Origin of the sequence: Yersinia massiliensis CCUG 53443 (assembly GCF_000312485.1) — a bacterium.
GTDB lineage: Bacteria > Pseudomonadota > Gammaproteobacteria > Enterobacterales > Enterobacteriaceae > Yersinia > Yersinia massiliensis.
In genome coordinates, this window is sequence record NZ_HE997646.1 from 358,228 (window position 1) to 382,819 (window position 24,592).

The window sequence follows — 24,592 nt, forward strand, 5'->3', positions numbered from 1 at the left end:
CTCACCGCACACTAATCGGATAACGCCTCTCCGGCGCAGTGGAATTTCTTACGGTAGTTGCCTGGCGTAAAAGAGGTCAATTTCTTGAAGTTTTTGATAAATAACGTGGTATCACTGTAACCCGCATCAAAAGCAATATCTGAGACTAAGTAGTTCGTCACTTCCAGTTGGGTTTTAGCAAAATTGATTCTGATCTCATTGATAATTTGCATCGGCGTTTTCTGGTAATAACGGCGCGTGGCGCGAGTCAGATACTCTTGCGTTTTGCCAGAAAGCTCAATCATATTCACCAAGGCTTTTTCGCCAAACATCGATTTGTCGTGCATTTTGTCGATGCTCGTTTTTAACCACAAAGGAATATCGTCGTTGACCTCACTCTCTTTGTAGTGACTGATACGGTTGGTGACATAAAAGGTCAGTAACTCGACCAGCTCAGTGAGTTCATCTTGCCTAAAATGCGGGGCAGAAATCGCGGATTCGATATAAGAAAGAAAATCGCCTTTCAACCGATAAGCTTGCGAGGCCACAATGGGCCGTGATAGCAAATGAAAGTAGTGCTCTTCAAAAAAAGATTTACTAATGCCAACGTTCAATATACGCGTCGCGCCAAATTCATAAGCGCTTTTATGATGAGAACCGATAGGAATGAAAACAACATCACCACGTTCTAAAAAAACCCGTTTGCCATTAATCTCCTGATAGCACATTCCGGTGAGTATCAGCGTATATTCATAATAATCATGCTGATGCAGCCCCGTCGCACTCTCCGTTTTGTTATAGATAAACAGATGGAATTCTTTTCCGTTAAAAAAGTCTTTCTGACGTACTAACCTGACTTCCATCTTATTTACCTTCACTCTCTCGTTCGCAATAGCCGATACGTTGTACTAACGTTCAGTCTAATTTTTGGTGTAGTTCAATGAGTTCTGCAATTAACTCTCTGGCCAGCATCGCGTTCATTAAATGATCCTGTGCATGCACTAAGACTAATGTGACTCGAGTTTTTCCCTCACCTTGATCGGATTCAATTAACTTGGTTTGAACCAGATGCGCTTCATTGAGTGCAAGGCGGGATTGCGCCATTAACGCTTCTGCTTGAGCAAAATCACCACTTTTAGCCTGCTTCAGCGCCTTATAAGCCAAGCTGCGAGCCTGTCCCGCGTTGATAATCAACCCCATGATGACATCTTCCATTTCATCTGTGGGTGGGACTTCATCAACGATTTTATCTAAATCAAACATACTCTTGCTCCGTTAATTAAAATCATTTTGCCTTGCAATATCTCAACCCCATCAAGGTCAGTACAGGATAAATAAAAAGTGACGGCGTTGGGGCTAAGCACACCGTCACCCTTTGGTGATCACTCTCGCCGGCTAAAACTTCAAGCTATCAGCAATTTCTTCTTCACTCTCAGCCTGACGATCAATTTCGTTTTGTGCTTTATTAGCAATGATAACGAACGGCAGATACATCAGTGTAGCAATGCCCAAGTTGAACAAGCTTAATAACATCGCAGCAATACTGCCGTTGGTATTAAAGAATGCCCCCAAGCCTACAGGCATGGTCCATGGCGCAATATTGGTGATTGGCGGAATAAAACCTGTGTAGTAGGCAATCGAGGTAATAATTGCCAAGACCGGCTGAACCAGAATAAAGGGAATAAAGAACAGCGGGTTCATAATGACCGGTAAACCAAACAGGATAGGCTCGTTAATTTGGAAAATACTCGCTGGCGCACCCAATTTTGCCACCTGGCGGTAATCTGCACGACGTGACCCGATAAAGATAGCAATCACCAGCCCTAACGTTGCCCCAGTCCCGCCTAAGAAGATGTAGGAATCAACGAAAGGTTTAGCCCACATATGGAACTCTTTACCTGCGGCGACTGCTGCGGCAACCGAGCCATATTGGGTGTAGGTCGCGACGTTTTCTAGCGCAAACGGCATCATAATGCCACTTTCCAGCGCCGATAATGCCATCGCTCCGTGTATCCCGAAGAACCACAACAGCGAGGAACACATAACATATACCCACCCCACCACACTGCCCATTTTGGATAGCGGTGCTGAAATGGTGTCCATAATGATCTGGTGGAAGTTCGTGCCGTACAGCCCTAAGACGTAGGCCAAAACCCCCATGAAGGAAAGAATGATAAACCCTGGGATCAGCGCCGAGAAAGAGCGGGAAACGGACGTTGGCACACTATCCGGCAAGCGAATGATCCAGTTGCGGCGAGTGATAAAGGTAAAGACCTCAGCCACCACTAAGCCGATGATAATACCAGAGATAATATTCGCGCCACCTAACCAATTAGCCCCCACCGCATAGGCTTCTCCCACGCTATACGGCGTCACGGTCATAAAGGCGGCAATAGCCAGTAACGCCGCAGCAAGAGGGTCGACTCTCTTCTCTTCAGCTAAGGCCATGCTGATAAAGAACGGCGTCATTAACGACATAATACCGAGAGTACCGTTATAAACGTTGCCACCGATTGCTTTCAAGCCATTGAGCGTAGCGATGGTATCAGCATCAAGGCGCACGCCCATCGAGAAGAAGAATGACCCCTCACCAAAACTTAAAAACACGTTATTAATCAGAACGAACATCGCCCCTGTCAGGGTCAATGGCATCAGCCGAATAAACCCGTTCTTGATAGCATTGATATGTTGCTGTCTGCCAATCTTAATCGCAAAAGGCAAAATGGCCTTTTCCAGAGAATGAATAAATGCGCTCACAGTGCTCCCCTTATTGTTTTGCTTTTTTTATGGCAGCGACAGCCGCTTTTAATACCCCTAAACCGTCGACTTTGCCGTACAAGAGCGTATCGATCACTTCAACGGGCTTATGGGGGAACATTTTGGCAATTTCAGGCAACATGTAAGCGATTTGTGGCCCTAATAAGATCACATCAGCCTGAGCGCCATGTTCTGCTGCCATCGCTTCAGGGTAAGCATTGATAACGACAGGCACTTCATATTTCTCTGCTTGTACTTTCATCTTGGAAACCAGTAGCGAGGTAGACATACCGGCAGAGCAAAATAGATAAATTTTTTTCTTTTCCATACCCAACACCTTTTGATGTTCAAAAGAAACAAGTTATTTATATGCCAGTGCAATGGTGAATTCCCTTTATCTGTACCTTTTGATGCCCCTTGCCCAGCCCATTGTTTCTGGTTGTCGTCAGTATACGGCGTCGATAGCTAAGCCAGTAATTCATTCTCGACAATAATCGTCTCTAATTGACTTTTGATCTTGATGCCCTTCACATTTCTCAGCGATTACAATGTGATGCTTATCGCAAAATTGTTATTTTTTTGCTCGGCGAATTAAGTTTAATTCATTTACATTTCATATGCTTATTTTTATTCGAGAAAAGTAGTCGACTAATCCTCGGCGGAAAAACCGTATTAAAATCAGTGACGAGACAAATTAGTAATGCTTATTGGTTAGAGAATTATCCTAGCGAAGCTCTCACTCTCTGGCAGGGATTGAATGACCACGTTTTATGCGGGGTGAGTAAGATATTTTGACGCATCACATGTCCGACTCGTCATATTGAGAACACAAACACAGCGAACATTGACATCAGTATTAGCTGAATACCGCTTAATATTCTAAAGTTAACAGGTGTTTACCTATTGAGGGAGCGACAGATGACGTTATTCGGCAATATCACACCAGCCCATCGACGCAGATTAATGGGCGTAAGATGGCAATCATCAACCTTGAAATTCGCAGTATCCGCATTATTCAGTTTGGTGATTTCAATGCCAGCCATTGCGGCGCCCGCGGTGACGGTAACGGAATTACAACGCGGCTTAGATCATCCATGGTCACTGGCCTTCCTACCTGATGATGGCGGTATTTTAATTACCGAGCGTTCTGGGCAACTACGTTTGTGGCAACCAGGGAAAGCGATTTCAGCACCGTTAAAAGGGGTACCCACCGTCTATGCCAAAGGGCAAGGTGGCTTATTGGAAGTGGCGCTATCGCCTAAATTCTCTCAGGACCGCCGCGTATACCTCAGTTTTGCTGAAGCAGGAAAAGACGGAAAAGCAGGTACCGCCGTGGGCTATGGACGTCTTAACCCACAGGGCACAGCCATTGACGATTTCACCGTATTTTTCCGTCAGCAACCCAAGCTATCAACTGGCAACCACTTTGGTGGAAAATTGGCTTTTGATGATAAAGACCATATTTTCATCACTCTAGGCGAGAATAATCAGCGCCCAACAGCTCAGGATCTGAGTTTGCACCAAGGTAAAATTGTTCGTCTCACACTCGATGGGAAAGTGCCGACAGATAATCCTTTTGCCAATCGTCCTCCGGCAAAGCCCGAGATCTGGTCCTATGGCCATCGTAATCCACAAGGGTTGGCCTTAAACCCTTGGAGTGGCGTGATGTGGGCAAATGAACATGGTCCTAAAGGGGGCGATGAAGTGAATATCCCAGCGGCAGGAAAAAACTACGGCTGGCCGCTCGCGACCCACGGCGTGAACTATTCAGGCTTAGCGATTCCCGAAGCCAAAGGCACGCATGTCGATGGCACTGAGCAACCCATTTATTATTGGGAGAAATCACCTGGGATCAGTGGAATGGCTTTCTATGATAATCCCCGTTTTCCAACTTGGCAGCATTCACTATTTATCGGTGCGTTAGCGCAAGAGGCATTAATTCGCCTGCAATTGGAAGACGATAAAGTGATTTCAGAGGAACGGTTGTTGGAAGACCGCGGTGAACGAATTCGCGATGTTCGCGTGGGGCCTGACGGTTATCTTTATGTCTTAACCGATGAGCGTGACGGTAAGTTGCTGAAAGTCGGCCTCGACACAAAATAGCCAAATCTTAGCGCTTGTATTTGTACTACAATTATTCTGATTCTAACGAATGGCCATTGAGGGCTTTGTTATGACAGCAATAGATGTAATGTGGGTAGGATTGGGTGGCGGTATCGGTTCTCTTTTACGGTGGTGGATAGGGTTAGGCGTTGGAAAGATATATAAAGGCAATTTCCCACTCGGCACTTTTCTGATCAATATCTCCGGTGCATTTGTAATTGGCTACCTGAGTATTCTATTTAGCGTGGATTGGCGTGATCGTTACGGTGACTTCATGAATGCAGCGATCTTAACCGGCATTTTAGGCGGCTATACCACCTTCAGTAGCATGCAATTAGATGCAGCAAAATTGGCGACTGCCCGCAGTCGAGCCATTGCAGCCGGATATCTGATTATTTCTGTCGTGGTCGGTCTCATTGCCGCAGCATTCGGTGCTTGGTTAGCTTATTGATCGAGTCACGGACTAATTCATAGGAAAATGCTATGCCAAATCTTATTATTCTCGTCTTTGTTGGTGGGGCTTTTGGTGCCATGTGCCGTGAATTCATTATGCTATCAGTACCCAGATTAGCTGATGGATTCCCGATGGATATCTTTGTCGCCAATATCATCGCGGCATTTTTATTAGGGCTAGCCACCTCTTTGTTTAAAAAAGATATTATTAATCAGTATGTGCATCTGATGGTCGGTACGGGGATTATGGGGGGACTTTCCACATTCTCCAGCTTTGTATTTGGTGCTGTGGAAATGATGAAAAACCCGACGGGCGTTTTGGTTTCAATCTGCTATTTGGTGATAAGTCTTATTGTCGGTTTTATTGCGGTCGAGCTGGGCTTAATGGTCGGGCCAAAAGAGAAGCCCAAAGATCCACAAGCCGCAGTTGAATAACGCCAATGACTTATTAATCCGCATAAAAAAACACCCGAGATAGCTGATAAAGTGCTCATTGCACGGAGGACAAGCAGATCGTAAAGACGCCGTAAAATCATCCCTGATGGCTCGAACCATCCTTGGTGCGGACGCTTTACTCTTCTGCCTGCCCTCACCGTTCGAGGTCGAGTCATCTGTGTTTGTCAGCATTGACTCGTTCAGAACGGCACTAATCCAACTTCTGACATTTACCGAAGAACATTTCTGTAATCAGCGAGTTATTAATGGTGTCGCCGTTCAGGGTTCTCACCAGAATTTCACTGCCTAATAATGGCAATGAGAAAACCATATCTGGGTTAACTCGTTTTACTTTTTCCACGTTCTGAGTTTCATTGACCAGTGCCAGTGTCTTGGTCCCCTCTCCTGCAATTTCTTTGGCGGCCAGAATAATAAAGGTGTTATCAGCATCGCTGTTGCACAAGGCAATGATATATTTCGCCTTGGCAGCACCGGCCAGCTTCAATGTTGCAACCGAAGAGGGATCACCTTCGATGATATCGGTATGGGGCGGAAAATTATGTTGGCTACCGACGGCACAAACGACCGTGACGTCATCACCTCGGTCACGCAGACCATTATAGACATTCAGCGCCAAGGAACCGGAACCAACAATAATAAAATGATTTTTACGTTCCACGTGAGAAATCCTACCTTTGACTATGCGTTTAATATTATTACTGATGATCGGACCGGCAACAGAAGCAATCGACGTCGCAAAGACCGTAATACCAGCAATAATCACCGTAAGAGTAAACATTCTCGCGACAGTAGTATGCGGAATAATATCCCCGAACCCCACTGTGGACATACAGACGATGGCGAAATAAAAGGCCGTCGGTAAATCGGTCACGACAGGCGCGAACTCATCGCCCATATAAAGTGTGCCCAACATGCTATAGACGATTAATGAAAAAATACTCGCGATCGCAAAGAATGTTGCACTGCCGAGACTGTAGTGGTCAAACTCTCGCCAATAAAATATTAGCGCGACAAGAATAATGATGGAATAAGTCGTCAGTTTATTCTGATCTTTCAGAATAAAGATATTGATGGCCACCAAAGTAAACAACAATAAGACTGTCAAGAACCATGCTGTACGAATCTTCATCGATACTGCAAATGCCATCAGTATCAATAGTAGACCGATGATAAACTGTGGGATCTCAAATATATCAAGAAAACTTAGCGCCTCCTTCCATGTACTAAAATTCTCTATTGCCTCAGTTGAATGAGTAATCGCCCGAAAAAGGACGGGACCTAAAACCAGACACCCATTAATGGCGACTAAAATCGCCAATAAAATCGGTATCGATACCTTATTTTTAATTTCCTGTAATATTTTCATCAATAGAGTGACTAAAATTGTTATAGGTGAATAAAGTATAGATAATAAATGGGATATTTCATCTTAAAAACCCTTTTTTTTGACAAAAATCAAAAGGTAAGTATATCTAATACTATGGTAGGAACATTAACTCATAGTTTTCTAATATTTGCAGTGAGAAATCAAAGACACAAACCATTTATTTAAAGCTAGATTTACAGGTTGTAAAGCCATCTATACTTATTCAATATTGAAATAACAAGTCAAATAATTGGCATAAGTGCTCATCATGAACAATAATATGCTCGTGCTCCGGCAGATAATACTGCTGAGGCTCGCATTCTTGAGTGATATTCATCACCCTTCATTTAATGCTGTAAATATCTAGCAGTATTGAACAGATAAATAAGGAAATAAGCATGTCCTACAAATCACTTCGTAATATTGCATTAACTGGTTTGTTACTTTCCGCTGCCGCAACAAGTTTTGCAGCCACCACTAAAGCAACAACAACGACCCCGAGTGATATGACCTGCAAAGAGTTCCTGGATCTGAATCCAAAGTCATTTACTCCTGTCGTTTATTGGGTATTGAATGATAATACTCAGTACAAACAAGGCGATTATGTTGATTTGCATGAGACTGACACTATCGTGACACCGAAAGTCGTTGAGGTCTGTAAAAAAGCACCGGAGAGTAAACTATCTGAAATTAAACAAGATATTCTAGGCTTTGCGAAAAAACATATGTAACTTAGCACAATAGACTTAATCAATCAGGCGCTTATGTCTTTTATAAGCGCCTGATTGTTTTTAGTGTACTATTTAATTAATAATGAGTTAACGAGTGACACTCAAATTATCATAACCACGAACATAGTAATTAACGGCAGAAATCAACCAGCAGAGAATAAACATCCCAATAATCCAATAGCCTATCTCCCCCATATTCTCGCTAATATTATTGATAGGAGTCCAAATACCGCCACTGAGGCTCAGCTTATCGGCGATTAATCCCAACGCTTCTATGCCACCGATAAAGAAAGCAATAATAACGGAAGCGGCTGTAATAGTAATGTTGTAATACAATTTCCGAACCGGCTTAGAAAATGCCCAGCCATAAGCACCTATCATGACAAAATTATCGAGTGAATCGATCAACGCCATACCAGCAGCAAATAAAATGGGGAAGACCATAATCGACCATAAATTCATGCCATGGGTCGCACTGGCAGCCGAAATACCTAATACCCCAATTTCTGTGGCAGTATCAAACCCCAAGCCAAATAAAAAACCAACCGGATACATATGCCAGCTTTTATTGACCATATTAAAGACACGCTTAAAAAGTCTGGCTAAGACTCCGCCATTATTAGCCACCAGCAAGTCGAGCTCTTCATCTTGGTACACTTTGCCCGCTTTGACTTGCTTAAATTTTTTGTACACTGATATCAGGATGGTCAAATTAAGAAAGGCGAACAATAGCAAAAAGAGGGATGAAACCAAGGTGCCAATCAAACCGCCCGTTTCATGGAACCATGTCATATTATTCTTAAATGCCATAGCGGTCGCTGCAATGGCTAATGAAGCTAATATGACGATGGTGGAATGACCAAGAGAAAAGAACGTCCCGACAGCAATCGGCGTTTTACCCTGCTGCATCAGTTTTCGCGTAACGTTATCAATGGCGGCAATATGGTCCGCATCAACCGCGTGACGCAAACCAAAGCTATAAGCCAGAAACGCCATCCCCATCAAAACCGCATTATTATTGAATTCAATAAACGCCCAAACCCATGCTAATGCGTTAACAACCACTAATCCAATCAGTAAGTAGATAGCACGAAGCTTTGTCTCGCGATTGCCAAATGCGCTGGTTCTCTCTATTCCTGTCGTCATGTTTGTACTCCAGAATAATATCGTTATTGTCTGTGCGCCGGCATGACATCTTGATTAGGAACCAGGAATAACCATGATGCGAGAACAAAAGGCATTGTGAGGGTCGGAATACCGATCGGGGACAATAATATGTTCAGGGCACCCTGCACAATAACCGTGAAGATAACGCCGATAATGGTATAAGCCAACACACGCCAGCTGGGCTTATTAAAGGTTGAACCCAATGCAATTGCAGTTAATACCGCACTGAATGCGTACATGCCAGCATCGATACTACTAGGATCCGCGCCAAGGAACATGGCAGTGAAAATAGCGAGAATTGAACCGCCGATAGCAAAGACCGCAGCCCAGAGTGATTCCACGGCTAACCCAATGACAAAAAGAATGCCGCCAACCAAGCTACTTAATAAGAAAACCTCAGAAATACCATTAAACAGAGTGACAAAAATATTAGCGCCCGTCGCTGTTCCCGCCGCTAAAACAAATGGGTGCGGGAGCGCAGGCGTGGGTAATCCACTACTATGCAAACCGGCAAAGGCATAGCTGGCCAGTAATATCATCCAAGTCGTTAAGACAAACGGTGCAGTCAGTGCCGCGACTTTCCACGTTTTTAAAATGTCGGCGATACATGCCATGACGATCACCGACACAATGCTGCCTAAGATAATACAGGCCCAAACTACCGGTGTTGCGACCAAAAATGTCGGTAATGCCGCGCCGACCAGGCAGCCGTTATAGCCATATAATCCTGATCGCCAAGAGGCGCGATCACGCATGGTAAGCCCAGTGAGTGTGGCCACCGCGGTCCCCAGCACACAACCAAAGGCAACTGCCGGATTCCCTTCACCATAAGCACCAACAAATATGGCGATAAAAAAGAATAAGCCCGTTAATGGGTTATTTTGGAACATAACCTGAGCACAGCCGCGCAGTGTTGTATCGATAAATTCAATGAAAACATTCGAATTGCTGAGCTGCGCCCAGCCAGATAAATTGCCGGTTTTAGTATTCATCATGTTTACCTTTCTAACTTGAAGTTGCATGCAGCCATACCGGTATCCATGAAGCGGGATACCGTTGGGTTACACCTAACGCCACAAGAATTTTTCCGGCAATGTCACACCCAGAATTTCCTCACGCGCTATCTTCCAAAATTGCCTGATTTCTTCCTTAACACCCGCGCTATCGATACCCAGCGCTTTAAACACGATGCCGCAATCATTAGGTAAGCGTGTCGCACCACTGGCAATACCGCCCTTGATATCAAAACGTGCCGGTACCCGCGTCAAAATGCGGTCATGATGCTCTTTCGGCGTCAATAGAATGACGTTGCCAAAGGCATCAAATGACTGCATAACACCAACGGCATCAAGGCTCTCGGTCTTTGGCTCTAACACATACTTTTCAACAAACAGCTCTTTACCCGCCAAATGGTGGGCGGCAACTCGGGATGAATAAACATCGAAACCAAAACGTTCATCCTCGTGGTGATATTTACGCCCTGACATCAACACTTCTGAATAAATTGCCGTCGCCGTCGGATGAATATTAATGGTGGTATCTGTGATAAACCGTGAATTCCGATGAGGGATCAGTGGGTCCGGCATAAACTCCAAATAGCCCCCCTCTTCTACCGTGAAATTTTGAATCTGCGACGCGTAATTGGCATTCATCATATGAACTTTGGTGGCAGACTGAGTGGTGACATGGGCGCAAGCGCCAGCTTCCACGTGCACATCTGTTGCCAGCCGATCACCTTGCAGAATGCACCCTGATGTTGAAATCATGGTGACACAGGGTAATTCGGGCATTTCTTCATCCCAATACAACGCTTTTTGCACCATTGAGGGCACCCGTCGTTCCATTTCGACCAAAATACTGCGGTGCTCACGTTTAGCAAATCTCAGGTAAAGATAGCCACTTTTTCCTACGGCCCCGCTACGCATTTGCGCCGGTTCGTCCTGATATTCCGCGAGTTCCGGCGCGTGAGTCCCTAATGCGTGAGCGCGAACCCGTGAAGGTGTTTCCACGATATTCTGGCTCTGGGATGTCATGCATTCGCTCCTTGCGGTTGTACGTGAGTAAATAAGAAGTCACGCATAATCATGTCCACCAGCTCTTCAATGCCTTGCCCTGTTTTGCAGTTGGTCAGAATATATGGGCGCTCACCGCGAACCACTTTGGTATCACTTTCCATCACATCTAAGCTCGCCCCAACGTAAGGTGCCAAGTCGATTTTATTGATGACCAAGATGTCTGCCTGAACTAAACCTGGGCCGTTTTTACGCGGGATTTTTTCCCCTTCGGCCACATCGATAACATAGATATAGAAGTCTGCTAGCGCAGGGCTGAACGTCAGTGTCAGGTTATCGCCGCCACTTTCAATCATAATTAGGTCGCTGTCGGGGAAGCGTTCTTCCATTTCTTCTACGGCAGCGATATTCATGCTCGGATCTTCACGTACCGCCGTGTGCGGGCAAGCACCGGTTTCTACCCCGAGGATTTTTTCCTCGTCCAAAATGCCTTTAAGCGTACGTTTCACTTGCTTAGCATCTTCAGTGGTCACGATATCGTTGGTAATAATGAGGGGCTTAATGCCCCGCTTAATCAAAATAGGGGTGATCACTTCAATAATGGCGGTCTTACCTGACCCCACCGGGCCACCAATACCAATGCGAGTAATCTTTTTGCGTTTATCGGTTGAATGGCTATTCACGGAGTAATCCTCTTCTTTTTTATCTGATGTTGCCTATGTGCCAAGTGAACACGTTCACTCAACACTCAGAATTCATTGTGTGTCGGGAGCCTCGCCATTAATGGCGGCTCAATTACTAAAGAGACGAACGTGTGCCTTCACATGCACCGCCGCCAACACATCCACAATAGGGACATAAGAAGACATTTGATTGATATCGCCAATCTCGGCAATATCGCAAAATGTCTCAATGTCATGGTTCAGCTCAAACAGAATGTGCTGAGTATCGAAATGGGTAACGCGCATCAAACGCATGGCCGCACTGAGAATGGTCATCGCCACACCGTATTGATGCATCACCACCACTTCACGTTGCCCTATTCCTTGAGCGGCCATCACCACCGCTTGAGTGACCGGATACGTCCCAGCAGCGTTGCCGCTTTTAATCTGTTCCAGCCACCAGCTAATCAGTGGATGCTCCACCACGTGGATTGACATCTCTGCCAGCTTTTTCCCCATACGGGTCGCCATTAAGCGGCTTTCTTCATTGAGCTTGCGGTTGTTCACGGCCCAATCGGCACGGATGATGCCATCCCGATCATCAGCCATCACGGCGCGGTGGGCGGCTACCACCCCCATCCCATCACAACTGGCTGCCTGTTTAAGCGCCGTCAGGACAAAACCTTTTAATGTCGCCACATCATGAACGACGCCGGTCTGAATGGCGGATTCCACGCCATTGGAAAACGTAAAGGCCCCGACCGGCAGGACGGAATCACCAAATTGCATAATACGAATGAGATCTGATGCGTTCATCGCGGTGCCCTCATTCTTAATCAGTGTTTATGGTCGTGATCATGGTCACCATGACTGTGATCATGGCCGTGATCATGACTATGCCCATCGCCATGGGAATGAATGGCGTGAATATGTAGGCCGGAACCATGGGGCTCATCTAAGGGGCTGGCGACATGAACGTGAGTATCTGTATCTTCCGCGCCACCAAACAGCAGCCGAGCTTCTGAGTTACTCAGCAGGGGAAGAATTTCTGCGCCTTTAACAAAACGGAAAGGAAGATGCTGGAAGCCATGAGTTCTCATCACTGAATCCATCATGGTGGTGGCTACGGTCAGCGGTACATACACCTCATTATTTTTGGTGACGGCTTTCCAATGCTGATTACCTAACGCATGTCCCAGTTCAAAGCAGGTCTTAATCAGTTCATCTGTTGAACGGCTTTTCAACTCGCTAAGATCAATCACCATGACATCCCGCAAATTGATCTGTACCACGACGGCAACACGACTTTCTTCATCCCAAGCCAGTACATCACCATCAGCAAGTACGACATTTCGATCGAGAGAAATCCCCAAATCCAGACCTTGCGTACTGGCTTTACGGCAGCGACTTTTTTGCGCTTCCCGCTGATCCAATACCAATAAGTCGAAAGTGGCATCTTTAAGTTTCTCTTGCCAAACCGGATCTTTTTTTACATTGCCAAGAATGTGTTCTATCAAAATCATGCTGTCACTCCTTGCGTTTATCCATTGCCAGTCATCAGTTGCCCACCGTCATGAAGTCCGTTTCTTGCCAAACATCCCAGTCATTGTTGGTCGCCCGATCCAAAGACGAGATGACACTGACCTGAGCAAGCTGAATTCTGAAAGGGACGGGCCCGTCAAATCGAGGGCCACGTCCAACAACATCAGCCGACTTGTCTGCTAACCAAAGAAACGTCTCTATCAACCAAAGAAATAGCGCTGGTTCATAGAGGCTGTTTCAATCGGATCACAGGTGGCATGTACACCATCCACTTTCACCGCAAAGGTTTCAGGGTCCACTTCAATATTTGGTGTTTGGTCATTACGCACCAGATCGCGTTTAGAGATGGTTCGGCAGTTTTTAACCGCCATCACCTGACGATCCAGCCCAGCCTTCTCTTTCACGCCATCGTCCAGTGCAGCCTGAGAGACAAACGTGACGCAGGTGTCTTGCATGGTTTTACCCAGAGCACCAAACATTGGACGATAGAACACCGGCTGAGGGGTCGGTAATGAGGCATTTGGATCACCCATTGCTGCCCAGTTAATCATGCCGCCTTTGATAACCAGTTTTGGTTTAGCACCAAAGAAGCGTGGATCCCACAGCACCAAATCGGCCATTTTGCCCACTTCAACTGAACCGATGACATGGCTAACACCTTGCGCAATCGCTGGGTTGATGGTGATTTTCGCGACATAACGCAGTACGCGGAAGTTGTCGTTATTGGCATCATCTTCTGGCAATTTACCGCGAGACGCTTTCATCGCATTCGCAGTTTGTATAATGCGCAACCAGTTTTCCCCCACACGGCCCATGGCTTGAGAGTCACTGGAGAACATGGAGATCACCCCCATATCGTGCAGGACGTTTTCTGCTGCAATGGTTTCCGGCCGCACGCGACTTTCCGCGAAGGAAACGTCCGCTGGCACATTCGGGTTGAGGTTATGGCACACCATGATCATGTCGAACAGCTCAGCTTGGCTGTTAACACCATACGGCAGGGTTGGGTTAGTGGAGCTTGGTAACACGTTCATTTGGCTGGCAACGCGGATAATGTCCGGCGCATGGCCCCCACCCGCCCCTTCGGTATGGAACGTATGGATAGTGCGGCCTTCGAATGCATCAATGGTATCTTCCACATAGCCACATTCGTTCAGACTGTCGGTGTGCACGGATACTTGAATATCCATCTCGTCAGCCATCCGCAATGAATGTCGAATAGCGTTAGCCGTCGCGCCCCAGTCTTCGTGAACTTTAAAACCCACCACGCCAGCAATCGCTTGTTCTATCAATGGACCACGGCCAAAGGCATTACCTTTCCCGAGAAAACCGACGTTGATCGGTAGACCTTCAGCGGAACGGAGCATCTGACGAATGTTCCATGGGCCTGGTGTCACCGTGGTGCCGTTGGTACCATCGGTTGGGCCAATCCCGCCGCCGAAGAAGGTCGCCACGCCATTGGATAACGCATGGTAAGCCTGCTGAGGTGAAATAAAATGAATATGTGAGTCGATACCTGCGGCGGTAAGAATCAAGTGCTCACCTGAAATCGCATCGGTACTCACACCGACGACCAGACCAGGGGTCACGCCGTCCATCACACCAGGGTTACCACTTTTACCGATCCCAACAATTTTACCATCACGGACGCCCACGTCGGCTTTCACCACCCCCAGACGAGCATCCACAATGGTAACGTTGGTAATCACTAAATCCAGCACACCATTATCACGGGTCAGTTGGTTATTCGCGCCCATCCCGTCACGCAGGGATTTCCCCCCACCGTAAACCGACTCTTCACCATATCCGCGCAGGTCTTTTTCGATTTCGATAAACAGATTGGTGTCACCCAACCGGATTTTATCGCCCGTCGTTGGGCCAAATAGACCCGCGTATTCTTGCCGAGAAATTTGAGGCATCTGTCGCTCCTTTCTTTTTCCGGTGCGTGTCATGGTTTTTTTCATCACACGTCTGCGAATTTCGATGAGTTGCTAGGTAGATAGCGTTTTATTTAGACGATTTAAAACCACGTGCAGCCGCTCGGCGGATAGCTTCAAGCTTATCTGGGCGCTCACTATTCGGCACCACGCCTTCACCGGTCCAGCCATCGACCAGATTGTTAAAACCGTACAGGGTTTGTTTACCACCGTAAGGAATCAACGAAACTTCAGTTTCATCGCCGGGTTCAAAACGGATTGCGGTGGTTGAAGAGATATTCAGGCGTTTGCCATAGGCCGCAGCACGATCAAATTCCAGTGCGCGGTTAACTTCAAAAAAGTGGAAATGTGAGCCTATCTGGATAGGGCGGTCACCGGTATTACGCACTTTGACTTTGGTAACGGGTTTATTTTCATTAAACGTGATCGGGGCGTCAGCTAAAATACAGCCACCCAGTGGGGTATTTGTTTCTGCCGTCGCTTTAGTACTTTTCTTCGCGCTCATGCTTTAATCCTCTACATTAATCAGTTCAGGTTTTACTCGCATGCTGCCATGACTTATTTAATTGGATCGTGCACCGTAACCAAACGGCTTCCGTCAGTAAAAATGGCTTCAACCTGAACGTTCGGGATCAGATCAGCTACCCCATCCATCACATCATCTTTAGTCAGAACTTTACTGGCTTCTTTCATCACATCTTCTACGGATTTGCCATCTCTGGCCCCTTCCATTGCAGTCACTGTAATAATCGAAACAGCTTCCGGATAATTAAGTTTCAAGCCACGCGCTTTGCGTTTGAACGCCACATCAGACAACGTGTAGATCATGAGCTTTTCAACTTCTCTTGGGGTGAGCTGCATAAGCCCTCCTGTATCGTGTTAAGAAAGTGAAAGTGAGAAAATAACGTACTGAAAATGACAAATAACCGCGATGACACCGCTGTAAATAACAACAGCTAGAGTGAGTCGAGGTTATCCTGTTAAATCAATTTGTATGATGATTTGTTTCGGTGAGTTTTTTTTACCGCTTTTCGTTATTTCAATCAATAAGAAACTTGCGTTCAGTAATAATTTTTTACTAAAACAAAAATGAGTGACTGTATTAATCAACAGTAAGGCATACAGGGAAAAATCGATTAAACGTTTGCCTTGTCTAGCGAATGCCATAACTTAAGAATCCTTTTATTTAACACGGGATTTCGATATAACATTTCTGTAACAGTCAGCTATAAATCAATAAGTTGCCGTAAAGAATAGTCTTTAATCAATATAGACCAAAATTCTGTAAAGGGATCATTAATTATCAATTTAAAATAAATCGTGCCATAAAAAATAAAAATAAACTTAAATATCAGAATATTATGAGGTTATCTTCGTGTATTTTGGCTCATCAAAAATTAAGTTATAGAGATCTGAAAAGTACATTTTCCCCATAGCCAAATAAGACCATGACCTTAATCAAAGTGATTAAAATAATCAGCCAAGAAATACTCTTGTATCAGCTAATTATCACGCTGATTTATTAAGAGATAGTTAAAATTATCTTATCAATTATTATTCCACACGATATAAATCCTACCCCGTTTTTACCATTGCCAAGCCAATATGGGACTTTCCCTGTAATCCACCCGTTATCGAAACATTATTTTCCCTTTCTGGTATCCATATCCGCGAACACACTTTTTCTAATAAAGCTTTATTATGGCTAAAAACGATTAACCCTAGCGGGCGATGGGCCGCTTCTGACAACAAAACTTGCCAAATTTGGGCCTGAATATGAGCATCTAATTGCGCGGTGACTTCATCAGCTATTAAAAAACGCGTCCGTGGGTCCAGTGCCCGTAACAGCGCTATTCGAGCCAACTCCCCGCCGGAGAGCTCATCGGGCCGACGTTTCAGCCAAGCAGGATCCACCACCATCCGCTCGAGCCAATAGTCATCAGGCCGCCAAGCATCATGCAAGCTTTCCCCCGTTGTTCGATAAGGATTAAAACTTTGTTCAGGGTGCTGCGGCACCAGTTGGACAGGGCAATACCCTTTTTTTGCTAAGGGCGCGCCGCCCAGTAGAATTTGCCCTGAAGTAGCAGACTGCCATTGCGCCAATACTCGGCCAAGGGTCGTTTTACCAAAACCGCTCGGGGCTGAGATACCTAATCTCTCACCCGCTTTGAGTGAAAAACTGATCGTATCCCATAGCCGTTTCCCCCCTTGATCGATGGTCAGGTTCTCGACACTAAACATATCCAGCCACCTCCGCAGGTGATATCGCCTTGCTCACAAATTGCTGCTCCGGCAATGCCGCCCACAACGATTGCAACCACGGGCTACCACCGTTATTTCTCAGCTCATCAGCGCTCAGTGTTTCGTGCAACTCCCCTTGATGTAATACCGCGATTTTATCGGCGAAGCGTGCGGCCAACGCGAGATCATGTGTGACCCATAAAATACCGCGCCCTTGCTGACAAAACGCCCGTAAGTGGGTCAGTAGCTGACAGGCATGTTCATCATCTAACCAAGAGGTCACTTCATCGGCCAAGATATAACGAGCATTGGTCAGCGTTGCACAGCTAGTAAGCACTCGCTTGGCCATACCGCCAGAGAGTTGACGCGGGAAATCATTAATCAGCCCCGGTGCTAAATTGTAGTTTTGCAGTTGCATAGCCACATCTTCCAGCCGCAATTTCACCCCGCTCAGTTGCGCTGCTCGGGTCATTTGTGAGCCGACTTTAATCAATGGGTTCAGGGCGCTAACCCCTTGGGGGACGTAACACAAGGTTTTGCCACGTTGCTCAATTTTGTCTTGAGCGCGCAGGACTTCACCATCAAGGATAATCTCACCGTGGCAGCGCATATTATCCGGCAATAAGCCCAGTACACTTTGCAGTAGCAAGCTTTTACCTTCGCCACTGCCGCCGACTAAAGCGACCAACTCCCCAGGATTAATCTCCAAAGAAATATTACTCAGCAATGGATGCCAAGTTTTTCGTCCTAACCAGCGATAATGCGCAACATCAATGGCAAACCTATCAAATTTCAACATCAGGTTATCCTCACCCAGAGCTGCTGCAACGATCGGGCAAACTGGTCAAATATCAGCACTAACCCGACTAAAATTAGCCCTGGGAAAAAGGCCAACCACCATGCCCCACTACTCAGGTAACGTAATGCATCCGCCAATAATATTCCCAACGACGGCTCATGAGGGGATAGCCCAAATCCGAGAAAACTCAGTGCCGCGCTGTGTAACACCGCATGTGGGAACATCAACAACGTGCCAACAATCCATTGTGGCAGTAATAACGGTAGCAGATGGTGACGCCATCGGTAGAAATTGCTGTTGCCTAACCGATGCGACAACATGACATAATCGGTTTCACGAATACGTAAAATTTCCGCACGTAGGATCAAAGCCAGCTTTGGCCAATGGGTTAACGCCACCGCCAGAATGACGCCTTGTTTCCCCCCGCCTAGCGTGAAGCAAATCAGCACTAACAATAGCAAATGTGGCAATGCCAGCATGCTGTCAATCAACCCGCGAATCAGGTAATCCAGCGTTTTATTCACTGCACATAAACTGGCAGTCAGCATTGCCAATATGCCGCTGGCAAAGGCGGCAATCAGACCTATCTGTAAGCTGGTGGTCATGCCCTGAAAACAGCGCATCCACAAATCACGCCCCAGACTGTCGGTGCCAAACCAATAAGCCAACGACGGCGGCTGACGACGAGCCATTAGATCCATTGGGACTTCGAGGGGATAAATAGCCCAACCATAAATAATCAAAATAGACAGTAAAGCTAATGATACAAACAACCGGAACAAAGCTTGATTGGGGTTATAGGTCATAGTTGCCGCGCAGCCCCCCTGTTGAGGCGATGTAACAGCACATTGGCGATGCTATTACCGCAGAAAACCAAGATGGCACAAAACATCACGATCCCCATCAAGAGTGGAATATCGCCATGAAGCCCAGCATCGATAGTCGCTTGCCCTAAACCGGGATAAGCAAAGACTTTTTCAGCCAATAATGATCCGCCTAGCAATTCGCCTACGGACGCAAATTGCAGGCAAAGGGCTGGTGTAATGGCATGGCGCAAAATATGAAAATTCACTAATGACCACCCTTTATCCCCCTGCGCTTGCGCATAGCGAATAAACTCACTGTTCATCACTTCGGCAACACGCGCGCGGGTATGCAGGGCAATATTGCCGACCCCTAGTAGCCCCAGAGCCAGCATCGGTAAAATAAGATGATGCAGCTTATCGCTCCAACTGGCCGTCTCTGCGCTACTTCCCGGTGTCCAAGCACAACAAATGGGTGCCCAATTCAGTTTCACCGCGAATAATGACAACAGTAATAAGCCAATCCAGAAAGTGGGCAGTGAAGCCAATAGATAGGACAGTGTTGAAATCAGCCGATCAGGCCAACGATTGAGATAGCGCCCCGCCGTCAGCCCTAGCAATAACCCGACAATCCCTGAGAACAACCACGCCGAAACCAGTAACGCAAATGAGGTCGCAAAACGCTCACCGATAACTTGCGAAACCGGTGCGTTGTATAGCATCGAATAACCAAAATCCCCTTGTAAGACTTGGGTAAACCAATGCAGAAAGCGCTGCCATAAGGGTAGATCCAGTCCCCAACGCGCTGCGATCAGTGGATATTGCTCTGGCGGAACATGCAACAAATCACTGCCAATGTAGGCGCGGATGGGATCGACTGGTGAGAAACTCAATAGCGTAAACGTGCCTACTGCGGTGACCAGCAGCAGGCAGATTAAACGCACAATGAAAAGTGAAACACCCTTCATTACTTACAGGTCCATTTCCAGCTATCCAGGCTATTGAGCAGTGACCAAGAGCCATGAATCTCCGGCGCTCCCTTACCTAGATCAACACATTCGTTCGCCAGATAAGTATGCTGAATATTCAGTAACCAGGCCCATGCCGCATCGCCACGAATACCGGCCCCTGTCGTACCATCCCAATCCACCTGTTGCCAGAACGGCACGGCTTGCTGCCAAGTTGGCGCATCGAGCGCCTGTTGTAGGTGTTTATCCACCACTGGATTTTGGTAATACCCAGGATTGTAATACTCCACCCCAGCCGCTTTGCTGCTGTAATGATGGTAAAGCTCCATTGGGTCTAAACTGCCCCAGCCAAATAGCGTTGGGTTAGCATGCATATTGCGCTCGACGGTTTCCCAACTGCCGGATTTTAAATCGACATCAATACCAATAGGTTTCAGCATTGACCGCACGGCTTGGGCTAAATCACGACGAGTGGTGTCACCGCTGGTATACCAAAGCGTTATTTTCGCTGGCACACCATTCTTTTCGCGAACACCATTTTTGTTCACTTTCCAACCGGCTTCTTCCAATATCTGTTTGGCTTTCTCGATATCACCATCTTTGATAGCTGAATCTGGGCTATTCCACGGTAATCCCTGTACGCCGGTATAGGCGGGGATGGCATGGCCTTCCATGATTTGCTCAGCCAATAGTTGGCGGTTAATGGCGTAGTTAATGGCGCGGCGGATCGCAACATCAGACGTGACATCATTGCCAATCGGATAACCATTCGCATCTTTTTTGCCCGATGGCGTCGTTGGGAACACAATGCCTCGGTTTTCGACACTCGGTCTGACCCATAACTTCATGTTATTGACTGGACCGGCCGACATGGATGGTGGAATACGTACGACACCCAACTGGCCACTTTGCGCGGCAGCAAAGGCACTATCCTCATCGAGGAAGACAAAAATTAGCTTGTCGAAGTCATTTTTATTCCCCGCGTAATAGGGGTTCGCTTCCACAATCATTTGCTGACCCGGTTGGAAACTGATTAAGCGATATGGCCCCGCACCAATCGGTTTTTGTGCGTACGTCTTAGCATCATATTTATCTGCGGAAACAATCCCCAGTGAGCCTAATACGTTCACAAAGGTACTTTGCGGAGCTTTCAACTGAATACGCACATTGAGGGGGTCTACCTCTTCGGCACTCAGAAAGTTCCCCATATCCACTTTACCGCCACTGGCGGCGGCATTGTTGTATGTGAATACCACATCTTTGGCCGTCAGCGGTGAACCATCAGAGAACTTAAGGTCAGGTTTCAGCGTCAGTAACCAGGTTTTACCGTCGTCACTGGTTTTATAGTCGCTCAGCAAAAAACTGTTCCAGCTAAGGTCATCATTTTGTTTGAGTAACGGGCTGTGCAGTAGCAAATAACTGCCATGACTCCACCCTAACATAGGGTCAAAACCTTCGGTGGGTTCATCACCGATAGCCAGTTGCAGTGTGTGGGGGGTTGCAGCACTAATCGGAAGAGACAAAGCACTCAATAAAGCTGCGGTTAGAAAGGTATTACGAAGCCATAGACGTTTAGACATGTACCATCCTTTGATTATCTAGCTAGCGAATATAGGGCATTCTCTGTCAGGAAAATATTCAAGAAATAGTTAAGCGTAGCACCAAATGTTAATAGGGGTAATGTATGCCCTAATTAGTGGAATTCACTAATTTTCTATCGAATGATTAGAATTAAAAAGTATTTATGTGATAAATATCAGTTTTAGATGAGGTAAATCAAAAAAATGATAATAGAATACAAAGAATTTCAATCAGATAATATTATTTACAGTTCGAAAATTATCATAGTAAAGAGGTGAAGAGAGTGATTGAGTGGGCACTATTGAATATAGGAATATCGCCAGTAATACACACTCGGCCTCATCACCTCACAATAGGATTTAAATATGGCAACCGCAGCTTGGGATACCTGATTGGGGAGTAGTCAACCCCTCCCTTCAAGTTAACACAGGAGGACTCAGATTCTAGCGGATGAGCTTATGCTCAAATTTCGTTATACTCCCAGTGAAATTCGGAAGCCGTCATAAAGGAAAAGCAATGACAATGCGTGAGCTTGAAGTACAGTTTCTCAATGCAATGAGTGAGTTGCAGTCAACTTTTGAGAAACAGCACCAAACATGGCAGGCGAGTTATACAGCGCTGCAACATGAGCTGGAGCAGTCAAAAGCGCGAGAAACAGCATTGCGTGCGAAAAATGATATGTTGCTGAGAAAGCTAAATACGGCCAATACCTTGCCAGAACAACATTCGCTCGTCAGGCAAATAAAAGTACTCGGCGCGCACCTTGATGCTTTGGCTAATGATGCAGCAGCGTTTAATCATCATCTGAACCATCAGCAAAAAAATAGCGATAACTTCAGTGGCAACACACCTTAACTTCTTCGTTGAATTTATCGATTTGGGCGCTTTTACAGCCAGATAATTTTACGTTATTAATTTCACTTTATATGGCGCAAAGAAACACTCAATGACGTGGATAATGATTGCTGTTTTGATCGTGGTTTTTATTGTGGGCTACCGTGTTTTGACATCTGATACCCGCAAGGCGGTGGATACACTGGCTAACTTACTGAAGATTAAACCCATCTATATTGAGTCGATGTTGCAAGAAATGGGGCAACGCCCAACTCAAATGTTTATCCGATCCACCAGCAATGGTTATGCTGAAGATGTGAGAAAGGCGGCCTATTTGGTTTTCATCTATCAAACCTTTATTAAAGATCCTTCCGACGAGAACGTGATGCAATGGCGCAACTCTCTGATTCGCGCCCATATATCGCCTATCCTTTCCGCTGAGCACACAGAAGCAGCATTATTCTATTTTGCTGAGTTGGATTTAGACGCCTTTGAATTAGCGCAATTTCGCCGCCAGTATAATCAGCGATTTAATCCGGAAGCTGACGCCGTACTGCATTGATAGCGGCACGACGGCGCAATAAATTTTATGTCGGTAGGCTCGCGCGTCAAATTTACTGAAACATACTGTTCAGATAGCGCAATAACATTTCTCTTGAGCTAAAACCGTGTGCGATACCATAACGGTCTTCAGCCTCACCCGCCAGATAGAGTGGGAACTCTACATATTTATCACTGATACGAAGCGTTGCTGTCGGCGTGGCAAACAGTAAACTTTTATCTTTGTGCGCAGGATGGATAACCAATGCAGTTCTGCCCATGCGGGCTTCGCGGTTAACATAAACGTAGTGTTCTGCTTTGCGGTAGCCGTATGCCTGATCAACCGTGTAATCCCGCTCAAAGCCAGCATTCTCCAACACTCTAGCCACTTCATCTGGCCGTAAATACATTGACTTCCCCTTTTTTTAACTACTATTGGGGGACCTTACCGCAATAAATAAGGGAAACCACGTATTTATTGGTTCGAAACGGCTATTTCGGAATAGTCTACACGCGAGTAACGTCTGCATCTGTGGCGAGGAAACGGGGGAAAGCAGCAAGCGCGGATCACATGAAAGCACGAAAAACACCCGATCTTCATCAGGTGTTTGGAATAGGTTAGGCGGTGCGGGGCTCAACCCCGCATTCCGAGATCCTTATGCAGCAGGTGCAGTCACTGATTTTTTAGCAGCTTTATGGTGTTTTTTAGCGGCTTGTGCTTTTTGAGCTGGTGCTTTTTTCACGTGTTTTTTAGCAGCCTGTGCTTTTTGAACGGGTGCTTTTTTCTCGTGTTTTTTAGCTGCCTGTGCTTTTTGCACTGCGGCTTTCTTCTCGTGTTTCTTGGCTTTTGCCGCTTGTGCTTTCTGTTCTGCTGTTTGTTTGGTGGCTTTATGTTTTTTATGTTTAGTTGGAGCTGCTTTTTCTACAGCGGGCGCTGCGGTGGTGCTGGTTGCAGCAGGTGCTGTTGGTGTTGCAGCGGCTGCAGTTGTTTCAGCAGCGAAAGCAACAGAAGACAGACCCATAGTTGCAGCAACGATCAGCGCTAATACTTTTTTCATTTTCAAATCCTCAGAGTTTGTTTCGCTAAGCCCCTGATGGGGCCGTTGGAAAGAATCATAGAGGAATGAATTTGCTCTTTCCGTGAGTCATTGGTTTCGCTAAGTAACCAAATGTACAAAATGCCCCCTGTCACGATGGGTGCCATTCGTGCGGCTTACCTTCGGATTACTCTTGAAGCCGATTTACCCGCTGATTGTTAGTCTATGCTTAATGTTCATCAAGCAAATGGAGAGTCAAATGTTCAAGAAATCAGAAAAAGTTGAAAGAGATCTCGATCAGGACGTGACCCTTCTGGCAGATACCCTCGACGATGTCTTGCGTTCATCAGGTGAGAAAACGAAAGAGGAACTGACCAAGGTTCGCCAGAATGCTGAGGGTGTATTACGTGATGCGCGAGCGCGTTTCAGCGGTTCCACCAGCCTGAAGCAACATGCTCGCGACGTGGCTGGCAATGCTGACAACTATATCCGCGATAAGCCATGGCAAGGTGTTGGTATTGGTGCCGCAGTGGGTATCGTACTCGGAGTGCTATTGGCACGCCGTTAACTCATGTGATTAACCGATTAGCCCATCAATCAATAGCCCTCATTGCTGTGTCTACT

The 24,592-nt window shown here is 46.2% G+C and carries 29 protein-coding genes; 7 read left to right on the forward strand and 22 right to left on the reverse strand.

The annotated features are described in order from the left end of the window. Window positions 1-11: 11 nt before the first annotated feature. From chbR to BN68_RS16380, 4 genes are all read right to left on the reverse strand, one after another. On the reverse strand, window positions 12-857 hold the full coding sequence (gene chbR, locus BN68_RS16365; RefSeq protein ID WP_261373405.1) for a transcriptional regulator ChbR: 846 nt from the start codon (window positions 855-857) through the stop codon (window positions 12-14). Between the two features lie 37 nt (window positions 858-894). Next, on the reverse strand, window positions 895-1,242 hold the full coding sequence (gene chbA, locus BN68_RS16370) for a PTS N,N'-diacetylchitobiose transporter subunit IIA (RefSeq protein WP_019212252.1): 348 nt from the start codon (window positions 1,240-1,242) through the stop codon (window positions 895-897). Window positions 1,243-1,374: 132 nt separating this feature from the next. Beyond that, window positions 1,375-2,736 carry a PTS N,N'-diacetylchitobiose transporter subunit IIC gene (gene chbC / locus BN68_RS16375; protein ID WP_019212253.1) on the reverse strand — a complete coding sequence of 454 codons (1,362 nt, stop codon included), beginning with the start codon at window positions 2,734-2,736 and terminating at the stop codon, window positions 1,375-1,377. A gap of 10 nt (window positions 2,737-2,746) precedes the next feature. Further along, on the reverse strand, window positions 2,747-3,064 hold the full coding sequence (locus BN68_RS16380; RefSeq protein WP_019212254.1) for a PTS sugar transporter subunit IIB: 318 nt from the start codon (window positions 3,062-3,064) through the stop codon (window positions 2,747-2,749). Between the two features lie 590 nt (window positions 3,065-3,654). Between BN68_RS16380 and BN68_RS16385 the strand changes: the two genes are divergently transcribed. From BN68_RS16385 to crcB (BN68_RS16395), 3 genes are all read left to right on the forward strand, one after another. Further along, window positions 3,655-4,839 (forward strand): PQQ-dependent sugar dehydrogenase, encoded by a 1,185-nt coding sequence (locus BN68_RS16385; protein WP_019212255.1) that lies wholly within the window; start codon window positions 3,655-3,657, stop codon window positions 4,837-4,839. 70 nt (window positions 4,840-4,909) lie between these two features. Next, window positions 4,910-5,290: a fluoride efflux transporter CrcB gene (gene crcB / locus BN68_RS16390; protein ID WP_042806907.1), complete on the forward strand. Its 381-nt coding sequence runs from the start codon at window positions 4,910-4,912 to the stop codon at window positions 5,288-5,290. A 32-nt stretch (window positions 5,291-5,322) separates the two neighbouring features. Then, window positions 5,323-5,727, forward strand: a complete 405-nt coding sequence (gene crcB, locus BN68_RS16395; RefSeq protein ID WP_019212257.1) for a fluoride efflux transporter CrcB — start codon at window positions 5,323-5,325, stop codon at window positions 5,725-5,727. 211 nt (window positions 5,728-5,938) lie between these two features. Here crcB (BN68_RS16395) and kch read toward each other — a convergent pair whose 3' ends face one another. After that, window positions 5,939-7,114 carry a voltage-gated potassium channel protein gene (kch, locus tag BN68_RS16400; RefSeq protein WP_019212258.1) on the reverse strand — a complete coding sequence of 392 codons (1,176 nt, stop codon included), beginning with the start codon at window positions 7,112-7,114 and terminating at the stop codon, window positions 5,939-5,941. A 398-nt stretch (window positions 7,115-7,512) separates the two neighbouring features. Between kch and hdeB the strand changes: the two genes are divergently transcribed. Beyond that, a complete protein-coding gene (gene hdeB / locus BN68_RS16405; RefSeq protein ID WP_019212260.1) occupies window positions 7,513-7,845 on the forward strand; it encodes an acid-activated periplasmic chaperone HdeB in 333 nt (110 codons plus the stop codon). Between the two features lie 87 nt (window positions 7,846-7,932). On the opposite strand, the gene BN68_RS16410 is transcribed toward hdeB, so the two are convergent. The 15 genes from BN68_RS16410 to BN68_RS16480 form a co-directional block, all read right to left on the reverse strand. Next, entirely contained in the window at window positions 7,933-8,991 is a 1,059-nt protein-coding gene (locus BN68_RS16410) for a HoxN/HupN/NixA family nickel/cobalt transporter (RefSeq protein WP_019212261.1), read from the reverse strand. Between the two features lie 23 nt (window positions 8,992-9,014). After that, window positions 9,015-10,004 (reverse strand): urea transporter, encoded by a 990-nt coding sequence (yut, locus tag BN68_RS16415; RefSeq protein WP_019212262.1) that lies wholly within the window; start codon window positions 10,002-10,004, stop codon window positions 9,015-9,017. Between the two features lie 75 nt (window positions 10,005-10,079). After that, window positions 10,080-11,045: an urease accessory protein UreD gene (locus BN68_RS16420; RefSeq protein ID WP_019212263.1), complete on the reverse strand. Its 966-nt coding sequence runs from the start codon at window positions 11,043-11,045 to the stop codon at window positions 10,080-10,082. After that, entirely contained in the window at window positions 11,042-11,707 is a 666-nt protein-coding gene (gene ureG / locus BN68_RS16425; RefSeq protein WP_019212264.1) for an urease accessory protein UreG, read from the reverse strand. Before ureG ends, BN68_RS16420 begins: the two co-directional genes overlap by 4 nt. Window positions 11,708-11,815: 108 nt before the next feature. Further along, window positions 11,816-12,502, reverse strand: a complete 687-nt coding sequence (locus BN68_RS16430) for an urease accessory protein UreF (RefSeq protein ID WP_019212265.1) — start codon at window positions 12,500-12,502, stop codon at window positions 11,816-11,818. Between the two features lie 20 nt (window positions 12,503-12,522). After that, complete coding sequence (gene ureE, locus BN68_RS16435; protein WP_019212266.1) at window positions 12,523-13,209, reverse strand: urease accessory protein UreE; 687 nt, start codon at window positions 13,207-13,209, stop codon at window positions 12,523-12,525. Between the two features lie 219 nt (window positions 13,210-13,428). Next, on the reverse strand, window positions 13,429-15,147 hold the full coding sequence (locus BN68_RS16440; RefSeq protein ID WP_019212267.1) for an urease subunit alpha: 1,719 nt from the start codon (window positions 15,145-15,147) through the stop codon (window positions 13,429-13,431). Between the two features lie 88 nt (window positions 15,148-15,235). Then, complete coding sequence (gene ureB / locus BN68_RS16445; RefSeq protein ID WP_019212268.1) at window positions 15,236-15,670, reverse strand: urease subunit beta; 435 nt, start codon at window positions 15,668-15,670, stop codon at window positions 15,236-15,238. Window positions 15,671-15,723: 53 nt separating this feature from the next. After that, the gene (locus tag BN68_RS16450; protein WP_002215288.1) at window positions 15,724-16,026 is read right to left on the reverse strand and encodes an urease subunit gamma; all 303 of its coding nucleotides are present in this window, start codon (window positions 16,024-16,026) and stop codon (window positions 15,724-15,726) included. A 111-nt stretch (window positions 16,027-16,137) separates the two neighbouring features. After that, the gene (locus BN68_RS24375) at window positions 16,138-16,332 is read right to left on the reverse strand and encodes a hypothetical protein (protein WP_019212269.1); all 195 of its coding nucleotides are present in this window, start codon (window positions 16,330-16,332) and stop codon (window positions 16,138-16,140) included. Window positions 16,333-16,740: 408 nt separating this feature from the next. Further along, entirely contained in the window at window positions 16,741-17,406 is a 666-nt protein-coding gene (locus BN68_RS16460; protein ID WP_019212270.1) for an ATP-binding cassette domain-containing protein, read from the reverse strand. Further along, on the reverse strand, window positions 17,399-18,205 hold the full coding sequence (locus BN68_RS16465; protein ID WP_019212271.1) for an ATP-binding cassette domain-containing protein: 807 nt from the start codon (window positions 18,203-18,205) through the stop codon (window positions 17,399-17,401). The genes BN68_RS16460 and BN68_RS16465 overlap by 8 nt, the downstream gene beginning before the upstream one ends. Further along, entirely contained in the window at window positions 18,205-19,011 is an 807-nt protein-coding gene (locus BN68_RS16470) for an ABC transporter permease (protein WP_019212272.1), read from the reverse strand. Before BN68_RS16470 ends, BN68_RS16465 begins: the two co-directional genes overlap by 1 nt. Then, window positions 19,008-19,976 carry an ABC transporter permease gene (locus BN68_RS16475; RefSeq protein ID WP_019212273.1) on the reverse strand — a complete coding sequence of 323 codons (969 nt, stop codon included), beginning with the start codon at window positions 19,974-19,976 and terminating at the stop codon, window positions 19,008-19,010. The genes BN68_RS16470 and BN68_RS16475 overlap by 4 nt, the downstream gene beginning before the upstream one ends. Next, window positions 19,976-21,556 (reverse strand): ABC transporter substrate-binding protein, encoded by a 1,581-nt coding sequence (locus BN68_RS16480; protein WP_019212274.1) that lies wholly within the window; start codon window positions 21,554-21,556, stop codon window positions 19,976-19,978. The genes BN68_RS16475 and BN68_RS16480 overlap by 1 nt, the downstream gene beginning before the upstream one ends. 517 nt (window positions 21,557-22,073) lie before the next feature. Between BN68_RS16480 and BN68_RS16485 the strand changes: the two genes are divergently transcribed. Beyond that, window positions 22,074-22,412, forward strand: a complete 339-nt coding sequence (locus BN68_RS16485) for an MbeD/MobD family mobilization/exclusion protein (RefSeq protein ID WP_019212275.1) — start codon at window positions 22,074-22,076, stop codon at window positions 22,410-22,412. Window positions 22,413-22,503: 91 nt separating this feature from the next. Next, a complete protein-coding gene (locus BN68_RS16490; protein ID WP_019212276.1) occupies window positions 22,504-22,953 on the forward strand; it encodes a DUF1198 domain-containing protein in 450 nt (149 codons plus the stop codon). A gap of 52 nt (window positions 22,954-23,005) precedes the next feature. Here the strand turns inward: BN68_RS16490 and BN68_RS16495 are convergent, their stop codons facing one another. Beyond that, window positions 23,006-23,341, reverse strand: a complete 336-nt coding sequence (locus BN68_RS16495; protein ID WP_019212277.1) for a DUF2002 family protein — start codon at window positions 23,339-23,341, stop codon at window positions 23,006-23,008. 246 nt (window positions 23,342-23,587) lie between these two features. Continuing rightward, window positions 23,588-23,989 carry an acid resistance repetitive basic protein Asr gene (gene asr, locus BN68_RS16500; protein ID WP_019212278.1) on the reverse strand — a complete coding sequence of 134 codons (402 nt, stop codon included), beginning with the start codon at window positions 23,987-23,989 and terminating at the stop codon, window positions 23,588-23,590. A 238-nt stretch (window positions 23,990-24,227) separates the two neighbouring features. Between asr and BN68_RS16505 the strand changes: the two genes are divergently transcribed. Beyond that, window positions 24,228-24,536, forward strand: coding sequence for a DUF883 family protein (locus BN68_RS16505; protein WP_019212279.1), 309 nt, complete (start codon window positions 24,228-24,230; stop codon window positions 24,534-24,536). Window positions 24,537-24,592: the final 56 nt, after the last annotated feature.

Coding starts and splice junctions, on each gene's coding strand:
- chbA (WP_019212252.1), bottom strand. CDS start 1,242: ATGTTTGATTTAGATAAAATCGTTGATGAAGTCCCACCCACAGATGAA.
- BN68_RS16380 (WP_019212254.1), bottom strand. CDS start 3,064: ATGGAAAAGAAAAAAATTTATCTATTTTGCTCTGCCGGTATGTCTACC.
- BN68_RS16385 (WP_019212255.1), top strand. CDS start 3,655: ATGACGTTATTCGGCAATATCACACCAGCCCATCGACGCAGATTAATG.
- crcB (WP_042806907.1), top strand. CDS start 4,910: ATGACAGCAATAGATGTAATGTGGGTAGGATTGGGTGGCGGTATCGGT.
- crcB (WP_019212257.1), top strand. CDS start 5,323: ATGCCAAATCTTATTATTCTCGTCTTTGTTGGTGGGGCTTTTGGTGCC.
- kch (WP_019212258.1), bottom strand. CDS start 7,114: ATGAAAATATTACAGGAAATTAAAAATAAGGTATCGATACCGATTTTA.
- hdeB (WP_019212260.1), top strand. CDS start 7,513: ATGTCCTACAAATCACTTCGTAATATTGCATTAACTGGTTTGTTACTT.
- BN68_RS16410 (WP_019212261.1), bottom strand. CDS start 8,991: ATGACGACAGGAATAGAGAGAACCAGCGCATTTGGCAATCGCGAGACA.
- yut (WP_019212262.1), bottom strand. CDS start 10,004: ATGAATACTAAAACCGGCAATTTATCTGGCTGGGCGCAGCTCAGCAAT.
- BN68_RS16420 (WP_019212263.1), bottom strand. CDS start 11,045: ATGACATCCCAGAGCCAGAATATCGTGGAAACACCTTCACGGGTTCGC.
- BN68_RS16430 (WP_019212265.1), bottom strand. CDS start 12,502: ATGAACGCATCAGATCTCATTCGTATTATGCAATTTGGTGATTCCGTC.
- ureE (WP_019212266.1), bottom strand. CDS start 13,209: ATGATTTTGATAGAACACATTCTTGGCAATGTAAAAAAAGATCCGGTT.
- BN68_RS16440 (WP_019212267.1), bottom strand. CDS start 15,147: ATGCCTCAAATTTCTCGGCAAGAATACGCGGGTCTATTTGGCCCAACG.
- ureB (WP_019212268.1), bottom strand. CDS start 15,670: ATGAGCGCGAAGAAAAGTACTAAAGCGACGGCAGAAACAAATACCCCA.
- BN68_RS16450 (WP_002215288.1), bottom strand. CDS start 16,026: ATGCAGCTCACCCCAAGAGAAGTTGAAAAGCTCATGATCTACACGTTG.
- BN68_RS24375 (WP_019212269.1), bottom strand. CDS start 16,332: ATGGCATTCGCTAGACAAGGCAAACGTTTAATCGATTTTTCCCTGTAT.
- BN68_RS16460 (WP_019212270.1), bottom strand. CDS start 17,406: ATGTTTAGTGTCGAGAACCTGACCATCGATCAAGGGGGGAAACGGCTA.
- BN68_RS16465 (WP_019212271.1), bottom strand. CDS start 18,205: ATGTTGAAATTTGATAGGTTTGCCATTGATGTTGCGCATTATCGCTGG.
- BN68_RS16470 (WP_019212272.1), bottom strand. CDS start 19,011: ATGACCTATAACCCCAATCAAGCTTTGTTCCGGTTGTTTGTATCATTA.
- BN68_RS16475 (WP_019212273.1), bottom strand. CDS start 19,976: ATGAAGGGTGTTTCACTTTTCATTGTGCGTTTAATCTGCCTGCTGCTG.
- BN68_RS16480 (WP_019212274.1), bottom strand. CDS start 21,556: ATGTCTAAACGTCTATGGCTTCGTAATACCTTTCTAACCGCAGCTTTA.
- BN68_RS16485 (WP_019212275.1), top strand. CDS start 22,074: ATGACAATGCGTGAGCTTGAAGTACAGTTTCTCAATGCAATGAGTGAG.
- BN68_RS16490 (WP_019212276.1), top strand. CDS start 22,504: ATGACGTGGATAATGATTGCTGTTTTGATCGTGGTTTTTATTGTGGGC.
- BN68_RS16495 (WP_019212277.1), bottom strand. CDS start 23,341: ATGTATTTACGGCCAGATGAAGTGGCTAGAGTGTTGGAGAATGCTGGC.
- asr (WP_019212278.1), bottom strand. CDS start 23,989: ATGAAAAAAGTATTAGCGCTGATCGTTGCTGCAACTATGGGTCTGTCT.
- BN68_RS16505 (WP_019212279.1), top strand. CDS start 24,228: ATGTTCAAGAAATCAGAAAAAGTTGAAAGAGATCTCGATCAGGACGTG.